Source organism: Companilactobacillus alimentarius DSM 20249 (assembly GCF_002849895.1).
In the GTDB taxonomy this organism is placed as follows: Bacteria; Bacillota; Bacilli; order Lactobacillales; family Lactobacillaceae; genus Companilactobacillus; species Companilactobacillus alimentarius.
The window spans coordinates 1,059,684-1,072,986 of record NZ_CP018867.1 but is presented as its reverse complement, the minus strand read 5'-3'; the positions used below and the strand labels follow the sequence as shown (position 1 = coordinate 1,072,986).

The window sequence follows — 13,303 nt, the reverse complement described above, 5'->3', positions numbered from 1 at the left end:
AAAACCTCCAAACATTGTATAGTATATAGTATATTCTTAATAGAAAATTTTTGGGGAGTACTTTATGAAAGAAACGCCAGAAAAAAGAAAAAGTTGGTTTTATCAGTGGTTTTTGAATAACCAATTAACAGTAATTTTGATTAATGTCTTTTTGGTATTTTTAATAATATATCTTTTTTCTAAGATAAGCTTCGTTTTCGACCCACTCAGTCAAATCTTAGGTATAACGATGCCACCAGTTATTTTGGCGTTGGTACTGTACTATTTGATTAATCCTTTGATCAATGTCTTAGAAAGTAAGTTTCATGTTAAACGAATCATATCAATAACCTTTGTCTTTATTATCATATTGGCTTTATTGATATGGGGTGTTATGTCACTGATTCCCTTTGTGCAAGAACAAATTGATTCTTTGGTTAAAAATTGGCCACAATATTGGAACTCGATGAATAAGAGCCTACAGAATATGTTTTCTGATCCTAAATTACATATGATCAAAGAGCGCCTAATTCAAACGAACGCTAGTGTAACTAAGAGCTTTGAGAAATCAATGGATCAAATTTTACCACAGACTGTGAATAATATTGGTTCAGCAGTTGGTGTGCTAACTAACGTAGTTGTTATCATCATGACTGCACCGTTCATTCTTTTCTTTATGTTAAAGGACGATAAGAAATTTAAAGATTCAATCGTTAAATTTATGCCTAATCGTGTTAAGAAATCCGTTGGCGATATGCTTTCTGAAATCAGTCAATCATTGAGTTCTTACATAACAGGGCAATTAACCGTAGCTTTTTGGGTAGCTGTGATGTTTTTTGTTGGCTATCTAATCATTGGCCAAAGATATGCATTAGTTTTAGGAATCGTGGCAGGAATTTTAAATTTAATTCCTTATATTGGATCTACTTTAGCATTGATCCCATCATTAGTAATTGCGTCTTTTATTGCGCCTTCGATGGTGTTAAAGGTTTTAATCGTCTTTATAGTTGAACAGACAGTCGAAACTCGAGTGATTTCACCAATTATCGTGGGTAATAAAATGCAGATGCATCCGGTGACAACCATTTTGGTATTATTGGTTTCAGCTGGAATGTATGGTTTGATTGGGATGATAGCTGGTATTCCAATATTTGCTATTTTAAAAATTATTTGTCTTCGTTTCTTCAATTGGTTCAAGCGAAATTCTAATTGGTATGACGATGATGACTTACCAGAAAAAACGGTTGAAAAAGATACAAAAAAAACTGAGGATATTCATAAATAATTCATTTTCTTATTGTCTAGACCTGATATATTGTATATAATAAGTGAGATGAGTTTACTGTTATTTGTTTTTCTCAGAAGTAATTTTGACAAAAGCAAGTAAACATAAGGCTTTTACTAGCGCATGTCCTTGCTGTGGTTTTCACCGAGGGTATGCGCTTTTTCGTTAATAAAGGAGATAAAAATGACTAATCATATTGCACTATATGAACCCTTAATGCCGGCTAATACTGGTAATATTGCTAGAACTTGTGCTGGTACTAATACTAAATTACATTTGATTCGCCCTTTGGGTTTTAATACTGACGATGCTCATATGAAAAGAGCAGGGTTAGATTATTGGGATAAGGTCGATATTACTTATCATGATAATTTAAATGATTTTTTAGATTCCATTCCAGATGATAAGTATTTGTATTTGATCACTAAGTTTTCCAATAAAATTTATAGTGATCAAGACTTTACCGATACTTCAAAAGATCATTATTTTCTATTTGGCAAGGAAACGACTGGACTGCCAGAGGATTTCATGCGTCGGAATCCAGAAAAATGTCTTCGAATCCCTATGAGTGATAATATTCGAGCACTTAATTTGTCCAACAGTGCGGCCTTGGTAATCTATGAGGCTGTTCGTCAACAGCATTTTGAGGGATTGGAATTAAGTCATCATTACGAAAATGATAAATTAGATTAGAGGTAAAATTTATAATGAAAATCAATAAAGGTGCAGTAAATGTTCAGGCTTTTCATTACGACGTTGAATCAAGCAGTGCTGATGTTAAAACTGAACTAAACATCAGTGTAGAGCACCCAGACTTTAAAGATGAGAATGGGCAGCCTTTAAGTGAAAAAGAAGGAAAGATTCTTCAAGTAGTTGTACCATTTGAGATTCATCCTGAGAACGCTCCCTTTAAAGTGTCAGGATTAGTAGGACAAATCGTTCAACCAGTTGGTTTTCAAGGTGAAGTTCAAGATCTTGAACCAAAAGATATTCAACAATTGTCTCGTCCAGTAGTTGAATACATTGAGACTATGACGTATCAAATTACTAGTGTGGCCTTGAATCGTGGTTTCTCATTGAATTTTAATAAAAATATAAAGATTGAACCTAATGAGGCTTTAAAGGAACTAAAAGCTAAAGAGAAGAAGAATTCAGATAAATAAACAGTCCTGTTGGACTGTTTTTTTTAAGGTCTAAAAAAGGTATAATTTTAGATGATTACTTTTAGAAACGTGTGAGGTATTTATGGCAAGAAAAAAGGCAACTTCAAAGCCTAGAAAGAGAAAAAAAACGACCAATAATTCACGTCTGATCAAATCACTGATTAGTCTTGTATGGATAATTCTGTCGATTTTAGGTTTATTCAAGTTTGGAATCGTGGGAAAAACTTTTGATAATATTTATCGAATCTTCGTTGGAGATAGTTATCCGGTCTTATTGATCATCAGTATTTTTGTTGCAGCATTTGTGATTGCAACTGGACGAATACCCGTTATGACGCCTAAAAGAAATTTCGGGTTACTGTTTGTATATTTGGGGACACTGATAATTTTGCATGGCATATTTTTTTCCAATATGTCGTTGTATCATAATTATAATTTAGTGACATGGAATACCTTAGCAGCTAATATTACTCAAGTTTCAGTTAGCGAATCTGTTGGTGGAGGAATGATTGGCTCTTATTTATATAGCTTCTTTATGCCAATGTTTTCAACTGTGGGAACTTATTTTGTAACGGGATTGATTATTTTTATTGGTATTTTAATGTTATTGAATGTAACGATGAAACAGGTATCTATCGTTACAACGAATGTTTTAGTTTATTTCAAACATTTAACTATCAAAATAAAAGATGCTATTACTGGGAAATATAGTGATTATGTAGATCAACGAGCAGTTGAAAAAGAAAAGAAAACTAATGCTCCTACAATGACGTCATCACCAGCAATTGAGCGTGATGAAGCTAAATTTAAAGACGTGAATAGTTTTGCTAAAAAGGCAGTTCAGGAGAAAACTGATGATTCAGATTTTCATATTGATATGCCTAGTACTTCCGATAAGACACCGAATTTGACTGAAGCTGATTCACAAAGTAAGGCAGAGATTGTTTCTAAACCTTACGGAATTGATGGCACTAAGGATAAAGATCTACCAGATCCTGTTAGTACGAAAGTATCAGAGACAGATGACAGTGATTACCAGCTTCCTGGTCCAGACTTATTAAAACAAGTTCCACAAACTGATCAGAGTGCCGAAGTTCAATTGATTGATGAAAATAAGGATAAATTAAAACAAACATTCAAAAGTTTTGGTGTAGATGTTGAAGTTAAAAAAGCTAGTCTTGGACCAACTATTACCAAATATGAGATTCAGCCAGCAGTTGGTGTCAAAGTAAGCAAAATAGTTAATTTGGCTGATGATTTGGCTTTAGCACTGGCAGCTAAGGATATTAGAATTGAAGCTCCGATTCCTGGTAAGTCGTTTGTAGGGATTGAAGTTCCTAATCGAACGATTTCAACGGTTTCATTTAGAGACATTACTGAAAATCAAAAGGATAAGACACATCCTCTGATTGTGCCACTAGGAAAAGAAGTTTCTGGAAATATCATCGAAGCTGATATCACTAAGATGCCGCATTTGTTAATTGCGGGTTCAACTGGTAGTGGTAAATCTGTAGCAATCAATACAATTATTACAGGAATTTTGATGAAGGCTAAGCCAAGTGAAGTCAAATTGATTTTGATTGATCCGAAGATGGTAGAGTTGAATGTTTATAACGGCATCCCACATCTATTGATTCCAGTTGTAACGGATGCACGTAAGGCCGCTGGGGCTTTACAAAAAGCTGTTAAAGAGATGGAGCGGCGTTACAAACTGTTTGCTGAAACTAGTCATCGTAATATTGGCGAATATAATGCTGATGTCGATAAGTTCAATAAAACGGCTGAGGATGATCAAAAGATGGAGCGCCTTCCATATATCGTCGTTATAGTTGATGAATTATCTGATTTGATGATGGTTGCAGGACATGAAGTAGAAGCAGCTATTGTTAGACTGGCACAGATGGCTCGTGCTGCTGGATTGCATATTATCATTGCCACACAGCGTCCTTCAGTTGATGTTATTACTGGATTGATCAAAGCTAATATTCCTTCAAGAATAGCTTTTGCTGTTTCTAGTGGGGTTGATTCACGGACCATCTTGGATTCTGTAGGAGCTGAAAAGCTTTTAGGACGTGGTGATATGCTTTTTCAGCCAATTGGTAAGAGTAAACCAGTTAGATTACAAGGGGCTTATATTTCTGAGTCGGAAGTGGAAAATGTGGTCAATTTTGTCAGCAACCAACAGGCTGCAGAGTATGATGAAGATATGATCCCTACTGATGTGGATGATGGTTCCACTTCAAGCGGTGACAAACCAAATGATGAGTACTGGGATGATGCAGTCGATTTGATAGTAAAACAACAGTCAGCCAGTGTTTCTATGTTGCAAAGAAGATTTCAAATTGGTTATAATCGAGCAGCCAGAATGGTTGATGAAATGGAAGATAAGGGAATCGTTGGTCCATCAGAAGGTAGTAAACCGAGAAAAGTTTTGATTACTGAGGAGCAATTAGAAACAATTAGAAAAAATCAGGTGAAAAATTGAGAAAAAAGCTAGCAAAAAATGTTTTTTTGAACATTGATCCAATCAAAAAATTCCGGACAATTAAAATTCAAGTGGATTTTTTGCGCCCCTTGAATAAAGAAGAAAATACAAGTCGTCGGTTACTGGCAAATGTACTGTCCAATTCAACTGAAAATTATCCTAGTTTTCAAGCGATAAATGATCGTGAAATGGAACTCTACGGATCTGAAATCAATGTTTTTACACGTAATTTATTGAATTTTAATGATTTAGCCTTTAGTGTTGAATTCGCTGATCCTAATTTTTTAATTGATGGAAAAAATCAACTTAAAGAGAATCTGGATTTATTAGGAGAAATTATTTTCCAACCTAACTTGGAACAAAATAAGTTCGATCAAATATCCTTTGAAACGGAAAAGCGTAATTTGATGTCGAATTTAATCTCGATTCAAGACAATCAAGATTTAGTTAGTTCTCTAGGCTTGATTAAGTTAATTTATCAAAATGATCCTAATCGGCAAATTCCAATTTTGGGAAGTATCGAGCAATTAAAGGAACTCACTAATGAGAAGTTATTAGAAGTCTATCGCGATGTGATAAAGAATGATACTGTAATTATCAATGTGGTTGGAAATGTGTCTGAGACTGAATTTCTCAATTACTTAAACGAAAGTATTTTTGTTGATAAACTACAAAATGATCGGGGAGATTTACAGATTTCTTTTAGTAAGTTCGATGACTTGATAAAGCACCCAAATACACAAATTGAGCATAAGCATCTTAATCAGAGTCGAATTGGTTTGGCATATTCAACTGAAAGAGTTTCAAAAGATTTCAATCGTTTAGCCCCACAAGTTATGAACTTGATCTTAGGTGGCGATGATCAATCGCAACTCTTTTTACAAGTTCGAGAGAAAAATAGCCTAGCTTATTCTGTCTCAAGTTCTTATCAACCGATTAGCCATTTGGTAATAATTCAAGCCGGCTTGGATGCAAACTCGGTTGATAAAACTTTGAAGTTGATCAATGACCAAATTTCCTATATCAGACAAGGAAAAATGTCTGATGCACAAATAGAGCATGCACAAAAGGTTATGTTGACTCAACGGAAAATTTCTAGTGATTCAATTCAGCATTATATTATGCGTAGTATTTGGCAGACGGTTTATCCAAGTACTCTTTTGAATGATCAACAATTTGAAGAAAAATTGGCACAATTGGATAAAAAGCAAATTTCCGGAGTTGCTGAACATATGCATGCGATTGCTCAATATCAATTGGTTGGAGATTAGAATGACAGATAAACTAGAAAGACACGTAAAAAAACTGGCTAATGGGTTACAAATTGAAATTGTCCCTTTAAGCGGTTTTAATCAAGTTTATGGCGTGATGATGACTAATTTTGGTTCAGTCGATACTAAACAAGGGGAAAAAGTTTTACCTGCAGGTATTGCCCATTTTATTGAGCACAAGTTATTCGCTAAGCCAACTTATGATTCATCTGAGAAATTTGCTAAATACGGAGCTAATTCTAACGCCTATACCAGTTATACGAAGACGGCTTATTTATTTCAGACATTGGAAAAACCATATGAGAATTTAAAAGTTCTTTTAGATTTAGTACAAAACCCTTATTTCACCGAAAAGAATGTTGCCTCTGAACGGGGAATCATTGACCAAGAAATTCAGATGTATCTGGATATGCCAGAATTTGTATTGGAACAAAGAATCTTGGGTCAACTTTATCCCAATGACCCAATTGCTGAAGATATCGCCGGATCCAGTGAATCCCTACAAACAATTAATAATCAAAATCTATTAGAGACTTATCAGATTAATTACCGTCCTAGCAATATGAATTTGGTCATTGTGGGTGATGTTGATCCTGAAAAAGTTGAAAATATTGTTGAAAATTCTAATTTTCAAACTCAAGGGCCTCGTGTCGATAAAACTTTTGAAAAATTAATTCCAATTGGTCGAGGTGGTCAAGAAGAAATGGATATCACCCAATCACGGTCAGCCTATGGTATTAGAATTGACACTAATTTAACGGGATATGATTTAGTTAGACGTCAATATGTTATGAATATGGTCATGGAAACCTTAATTGGTGAATCCTCTGATAATTATCAAGAAATGAGTAAATTAGGTCTAATTGATGATAGTTTTTCTTACAATGTGGTTGCAGAAAACAACTATTGTTTTATCATTATTAGTGGAGCTACTAATAATGTTCAAAGATTTCAAGAATATTTGCGAACACATCTTTCTTATGAGTTTCTGAAAAAGGTTTTGAGTGATGATAAATTTGAGCGGATCAAACGCGATGCTATTGGGTCTTATTTGTTTGCTCAAAACTCACCTGAAGCTATTGCTAACCAGATGGCGGAATTGTATTTTTATGATGTTGACTATTTAGAATTAATTCGGATGATCAATTCAATTAGTAAATCAGATCTGTTAGACGTTTCAGAACAATTTTTAAAAGATGAAAATAGTACTTACTATAACTTATTACCAAATAGGAAGTAAATTATGTATGCATTGATCATGGGAAGTTCAGGCGATATTGGAACCAGTACTGCTAAAACGTTGGCAAAAAAAGGTTGGTCGCTTTACTTGCATTACAATAAAAATTACGAACGGACTGATAAATTACGCCAACAATTAGTGCGAAAATATCCGAAACAAGACTTCATTCCAATTAAGTTTGATATGAGAAACGAAGCAGTCGAATCTTTGACAAAACAAATATTTGCTTTAGATGCAATCGTTTTTGCACAGGGAAATACATATTATAAATTGTTAGTTGATATTTCTGAGAAAGAAATTGATGCCTTGTGGAATATTCATGTTAAATTGCCAATTCTGATTTTGAAGCAATTGCAGGATAAATTGGCTAAGACGCACCATGGAAGAATTGTTTTCATAGGTTCAATTTACGGAAAAATTGGTTCGGCTATGGAAGTGGTTTATAGTACAGTAAAAGGTGCAATGTCGTCATTTGCTGATGCGTATGCCAAAGAAGTTGCTTCATTAGGTATTTCTGTCAATGTGGTAGCGCCAGGTGCCGTAAATACAAAAATGAATACTCAAGAGTTTAGTAGTGAAGATTTAGAGAACGTTAAAGAGGAAATACCAGCTGATAGACTGGCTAATCCAGATGAGATAGCCGACCTAGTCAGCTACCTAGTCAATATTGAATCAAATTATTTAACTGGGCAAACAATTTATTTTGCTGGAGGGTGGCTGTTATAAGGTCGCTAGTAGTTAGATAATGGTTTATGTTATACTTAGAAAAATTAGTTAATCGGTGGTAAATAATGGACGAAATTGGCCAAAAGTTAAGAAATGCACGTATTAAAAAAGGTTATACAATTGATGATTTGCAACAAATCACAAAAATTCAAAAACGCTATTTAATTGCGATTGAAGAGGGTCAATTTGATCATCTTCCTGGTGATTTTTATGTAAGAGCATTTATCAAACAGTACTCTGATGCGGTTGGAATTTCTGGTGATGATGTCTTAGAAGAATATAAAGCAGACATCCCTAATTCTCAACCTGCTCAAGAAGAAGCTCCACAGGAGAATAAAACCCGCTCAATTAAAGAAGAGTCAAATTCATTCTTTTCTAGTTTAGGTAACTATATTCCTCAAATAGTAGTTGGTATTGTTGTTATTGTTATTATTGCTGTGATTGCCTTTGGAATGATTCATCGTAGTCAAAATGCTTCCAGCGTCACGATTCCTAAGGACAATACAACTAAGGTAACTAAGAAATCTACAAGTAAGAAAACCAAAAAAACAACGAAAACCAAGAAGACAGCTAAAAAAGCTGATACAAAATCAGTCAGTGTTAAGGCGAGTGATACAGATGACACTTATACCGTTAAAAACGTTCCTTCTTCTGGTTTAAAAGTTGTTGTGACAGGAAAAGGTGGTCAAGCTTGGATTCAATTTACGGAAGGCTCCAATACGACTTGGCAACAAGCCTTGAGTGCAGATGAGAAAAAAGAAACTACGGTTCCCGCTGATACGACAAGTTTCAAGATTCAAACAGGTAACGTTAATAATACAGAGATTACAATTGATGGTAAGAAGCTTGATTTAGGTACTGTTGATAGTAGTAGCTCAATCGTCAAAACGCTTACGTTTAATATTGAAAAATAAAGTAGTGGGAATACGGTACATGTGTTATTTAGATAGACAAGCGTGGTAATCCTACTTTGATTACTGCGCTTGTCTGTTTTAGATGACAAATATTATTATTTTGGAGGATATTTTAATGGTTTGGAATTTACCAAATAAACTAACAATGATTCGGATTATCTTAATTCCGGTATTCATTATTTTATTAGCTTTTAACTGGTCTGATTGGGGAGATTTATTTGTTCTCGGCAATTTAATTCCGATGAATCGAGTTTTCGCCACAATAGTCTTTGTCGTAGCATCATTAACAGATTTAGCAGATGGGAAAATAGCTCGTAAACGTCACTTAGTAACAAATTTTGGGAAATTTGCTGATACTTTAGCAGATAAAATGCTAGTTATGACAGCGTTTATTTTTCTAGTAAGTTTCAAAATGGCTCCAGCTTGGGTTGTAGCAATCATTGTTTGCCGTGAACTAGCTGTTACTGGTCTAAGAACAATTGTTCTTGAAGAGGGCGGCAAAGTTATGGCTGCTCAAATGCCTGGTAAGATCAAGACAACGACTCAAATGGTTGCAATTATTTTCTTATTGATGAATAATATCTTCTTCTCCGCAATTAATATACCTATTGGTCAAATATTCTTATATATTTGTTTGATCTTTACACTTTATTCAGGTGGAGATTATTTCTATCAAGCAAGAGATATTTTTAAGAGATAAATACGTAATTTGAAAGAGAGAGCAATGAACAAAGCAGCAGAGATTTTAGAAAGTGTTGAAAAAACTGATTTTGAAAAGGGAACGCCTGAAGCTTGGGCTAATTTTGCTGAAGAGACAGTAAATCTTTTGAAAGAGAAATCTTTAAAAGTAACAGCTGCGGAAAGTTTAACCGCTGGTCTATTTCAAGCTACAGTTGCATCAGTACCTGGTGCCTCAAATATATTTGATGGTGGCTTTGTCACTTATGCAGATAATATAAAAGTTCAGTTATTAGGCATGGATCCAGGATTGATTGATCGTTATACAGTGGTCAGCAATCCTGTTGCTAAAGCAATGGCTGAATTATCGGCACAGAATTTGAATGCTGATATTGGACTGGGCTTCACAGGTGTGGCGGGTCCAGATCCATTGGAAGGCAATCCCGTAGGAACAGTCTTTATTGGCGTTTGGAATCGCCAAAATAATGAAGAAATAGTTAAAGAATTTCATTTTGAAGGTACTAGACAAGCAATTCGCTTGAAGTCAGTTTTGTGTGGATTTGCTCTCATTTGGAAAATAATATAACGAACAAACATTTGTTCGCTTTTTTCTTGCTTTTTTAGTGGATTACTAATAATATACTTAGTGATGAATGCATTAGGAGGAAAGCAATTTGGCTAAAGATGAACGACAAAAGGCTTTAGATGTAGCCTTAAAAAAGATTGAAAAGGATTTTGGTAAAGGTGCCATTATGAGAATGGGTGATGATTTAAACACTCAAATTTCAACTGTATCTACAGGTTCATTAGCCCTAGACAACGCTCTAGGTGTGGGTGGATTTCCACGTGGAAGAATTGTTGAAATCTATGGCCCAGAAAGTTCTGGTAAAACTACTGTAGCTTTGCATGCCGTTGCTCAGGTACAAAAGCAAGGTGGAACTGCCGCTTATATTGATGCCGAGAATGCGATGGATCCAGAGTATGCCAAAGCATTAGGTGTTAATATTGATGATTTATTGCTATCCCAACCTGATACAGGTGAACAAGGTTTAGAGATTGCTGATGCGTTAGTGACTAGTGGTGCTGTGGATATTGTTGTTGTTGATTCAGTTGCCGCTTTAGTTCCACGTGCCGAAATTGAAGGCGAAATGGGTGATGCTCATGTTGGTCTACAAGCTAGATTGATGTCACAAGCATTGCGTAAATTATCTGGTACTATCAATAAAACTAAGACAATTGCACTGTTTATTAATCAAATTCGTGAAAAAGTCGGTATTATGTTTGGTAATCCAGAAACAACTCCTGGTGGTCGTGCTTTGAAATTCTACGCTACGATCAGACTTGAAGTACGCCGTGCTGAACAGATTAAAGATGGCTCAGATGTTATTGGTAACCGTACTAAGATTAAAGTTGTTAAAAACAAGGTGGCTCCACCATTTAAGGTTGCTTTGGTAGATATCATGTATGGTAAGGGAATTTCTCAAACCGGTGAATTGGTTGATATGGCTGTCGAAAAAGATATCATCGACAAGAGTGGTTCATGGTATTCATATGGAGATGAAAGAATCGGCCAAGGTCGAGAAAATGCGAAGACCTACTTGTCTGAGAATCCTGAAAAGATGGATGAGATTCGAAAGAAAGTTCGTGAAGCTTATGGAATGGATGGAGCCAAAAAATCAGATGATGATTCAAAAGACTCTAAAGATTCCAAAGATTCCAAAGAAGATTCAAAAGATTCTAAAAATAAAAAAGATCCAAAAGATTCCGTGAAAAAGGCGTCAAGTATTGATTTAATTCCTGATTCTAATAAAAAAGAGACTGAATAAGTCTCTTTTTTTTCTTTTTACTTGGTTGACAGGTCATATTTATTCTATAATATTAAGTTGTATGTAAATAATTTGTAACAATTACTTTTACAAACAAATCTTTTAAAAAAGCAAATATGGAGGTGGTAGCATGTATCCAGCTATCATAACCTTCTCTTTCGCTCTAGTAACATTGATTGTGGGTATCCTATTCGGATATGCTCTCTGTAAAGATGCCTACGAAAAGAAACTTTCACAAGCTAAACAAACTGCTGCAGATATTGTTTCAAATGCAAAGAAAGCTGCCAAATCCTTGAAAAAGGAGACAATGCTTGAAGCTAAAGATGAGATTCATCAATACCGTGAGAAACAGGAAGATGAATTGAAGGAACGTCGTAAGGACATTCAGAAACAAGAAAATAGAATTCTCGAACGACAAGACATTTTGGATAAAAAAGACCAATCGCTTGAAAAGCGTGAGGAAAATATCGAAAATAATGAGAATGATATTTCAGCACGACAACATAAACTTAGTGAAAAAGATAAACAATTGACTGAAACTCTTAATGAACAGCAAGCGGAGCTGGTAAGAGTAAGTAACTTAACTCGTGAACAAGCAAGAAAAATTATTCTTGGTAAGTTGAACAAAGAATTGGTACATGAACGTGCCAAAATGATAAAGGAAAGTGACGAGCAAGCCAAACAACGTGTTGAAAAAGACGCTAAGGAATTGATCGTCTCTGCCATTCAAAGAAGTGCAGCCGATACTGTATCGGAATCGACTGTAACTACTGTAACGTTGCCTAATGAGGATATGAAGGGAAGAATCATTGGACGTGAAGGTAGAAATATTCGAACAATTGAATCCCTTACTGGAGTTGATTTAATTATTGACGATACTCCAGAAGCTGTCGCTTTGAGCGGATTTGATCCTGTCAGAAGAGAGATTGCTCGAATCGCTTTGGAGAAACTAATTGAAGATGGTCGAATTCATCCAGCTCGTATTGAAGAGATGGTTGATAAAGCTAGAAAAGAAATGGATGATCATATTCGTGAAATTGGTGAACAAACTATTTATAGTTTGGGCATCACTTCGATCAATCCAGATCTAATTAAGATCATCGGACGTATGCAATATCGTACAAGTTACGGTCAAAATGTTTTGAATCATTCAATCGAGGTAGCTAAATTATCCGCTATAATGGCTGCTGAAATGGGTGAAAATGTTATGTTAGCAAAACGAGCAGGTTTATTACACGATATCGGTAAAGCTATCGATCGTGAAGTTGACGGTTCACACGTAGAAATAGGTGTTGATATCGCCACTAAGTATAAGGAACCAGAGGTAGTTATTAATACAATTGCCTCGCATCATGGGGATGTTGAACCAACATCATTTATTGCAACAATTGTCGCAACCGCTGATGCTATTTCGGCAGCGCGTCCTGGTGCAAGATCTGAATCGATGGAAAATTACATCCATCGACTTGAGAAACTGGAAGAAATTGCCAATAAGCATGATGGTGTTGATCATAGTTATGCAATTCAGGCTGGCCATGAAATTAGAGTCATGGTTAAACCGGAGGAAATTTCCGATGATAAAGCCGCAATTCTAGCTCGTGATATAAAAGGGGAGATTGAACAGAATCTTGAGTATCCTGGTCATATCAAAGTTACTGTGGTTCGTGAAGTTAGAAAAGTAGAATTAGCTAAGTAAATAGTTTTTAGAGGGGTGTATCGTTGATACGCTCTTTTTT

At 35.2% G+C, this 13,303-nt stretch carries 12 protein-coding genes; all 12 read left to right on the top strand.

Features of this window, described 5'->3' with window-relative positions; translation table 11 throughout:
• The first annotated feature begins 64 nt into the window (after positions 1–64).
• The 12 genes from LA20249_RS05180 (at position 65) to rny (ending at position 13,263) form a co-directional block, all read left to right on the top strand.
• Positions 65–1,264, top strand: a complete 1,200-nt coding sequence (locus LA20249_RS05180) for an AI-2E family transporter (protein ID WP_057736820.1) — start codon at positions 65–67, stop codon at positions 1,262–1,264.
• A gap of 183 nt (positions 1,265–1,447) precedes the next feature.
• Positions 1,448–1,957 carry a tRNA (uridine(34)/cytosine(34)/5-carboxymethylaminomethyluridine(34)-2'-O)-methyltransferase TrmL gene (gene trmL, locus LA20249_RS05175; RefSeq protein WP_057736822.1) on the top strand — a complete coding sequence of 170 codons (510 nt, stop codon included), beginning with the start codon at positions 1,448–1,450 and terminating at the stop codon, positions 1,955–1,957.
• A 14-nt stretch (positions 1,958–1,971) separates the two neighbouring features.
• Positions 1,972–2,427, top strand: coding sequence for a DUF1149 family protein (locus LA20249_RS05170; protein WP_057736824.1), 456 nt, complete (start codon positions 1,972–1,974; stop codon positions 2,425–2,427).
• Between the two features lie 82 nt (positions 2,428–2,509).
• Positions 2,510–4,912, top strand: a complete 2,403-nt coding sequence (locus tag LA20249_RS05165; RefSeq protein WP_057736826.1) for a DNA translocase FtsK — start codon at positions 2,510–2,512, stop codon at positions 4,910–4,912.
• Positions 4,909–6,183 (top strand): EF-P 5-aminopentanol modification-associated protein YfmF, encoded by a 1,275-nt coding sequence (gene yfmF / locus LA20249_RS05160; RefSeq protein WP_057736828.1) that lies wholly within the window; start codon positions 4,909–4,911, stop codon positions 6,181–6,183. The genes LA20249_RS05165 and yfmF overlap by 4 nt, the downstream gene beginning before the upstream one ends.
• Position 6,184: 1 nt before the next feature.
• Positions 6,185–7,423: an EF-P 5-aminopentanol modification-associated protein YfmH gene (gene yfmH, locus LA20249_RS05155; protein WP_057736830.1), complete on the top strand. Its 1,239-nt coding sequence runs from the start codon at positions 6,185–6,187 to the stop codon at positions 7,421–7,423.
• Positions 7,424–8,149, top strand: a complete 726-nt coding sequence (ymfI, locus tag LA20249_RS05150; RefSeq protein ID WP_162254615.1) for an elongation factor P 5-aminopentanone reductase — start codon at positions 7,424–7,426, stop codon at positions 8,147–8,149.
• A 65-nt stretch (positions 8,150–8,214) separates the two neighbouring features.
• On the top strand, positions 8,215–9,063 hold the full coding sequence (locus LA20249_RS05145) for a helix-turn-helix domain-containing protein (protein WP_057736834.1): 849 nt from the start codon (positions 8,215–8,217) through the stop codon (positions 9,061–9,063).
• Positions 9,064–9,178: 115 nt separating this feature from the next.
• Positions 9,179–9,763: a CDP-diacylglycerol--glycerol-3-phosphate 3-phosphatidyltransferase gene (gene pgsA, locus LA20249_RS05140; RefSeq protein ID WP_057736836.1), complete on the top strand. Its 585-nt coding sequence runs from the start codon at positions 9,179–9,181 to the stop codon at positions 9,761–9,763.
• Between the two features lie 24 nt (positions 9,764–9,787).
• The gene (locus LA20249_RS05135) at positions 9,788–10,327 is read left to right on the top strand and encodes a CinA family protein (RefSeq protein ID WP_057736839.1); all 540 of its coding nucleotides are present in this window, start codon (positions 9,788–9,790) and stop codon (positions 10,325–10,327) included.
• 88 nt (positions 10,328–10,415) lie between these two features.
• A complete protein-coding gene (recA, locus tag LA20249_RS05130; RefSeq protein ID WP_057736840.1) occupies positions 10,416–11,567 on the top strand; it encodes a recombinase RecA in 1,152 nt (383 codons plus the stop codon).
• Positions 11,568–11,697: 130 nt separating this feature from the next.
• A complete protein-coding gene (rny, locus tag LA20249_RS05125) occupies positions 11,698–13,263 on the top strand; it encodes a ribonuclease Y (protein WP_057736841.1) in 1,566 nt (521 codons plus the stop codon).
• The last annotated feature ends 40 nt before the right edge of the window (positions 13,264–13,303 follow it).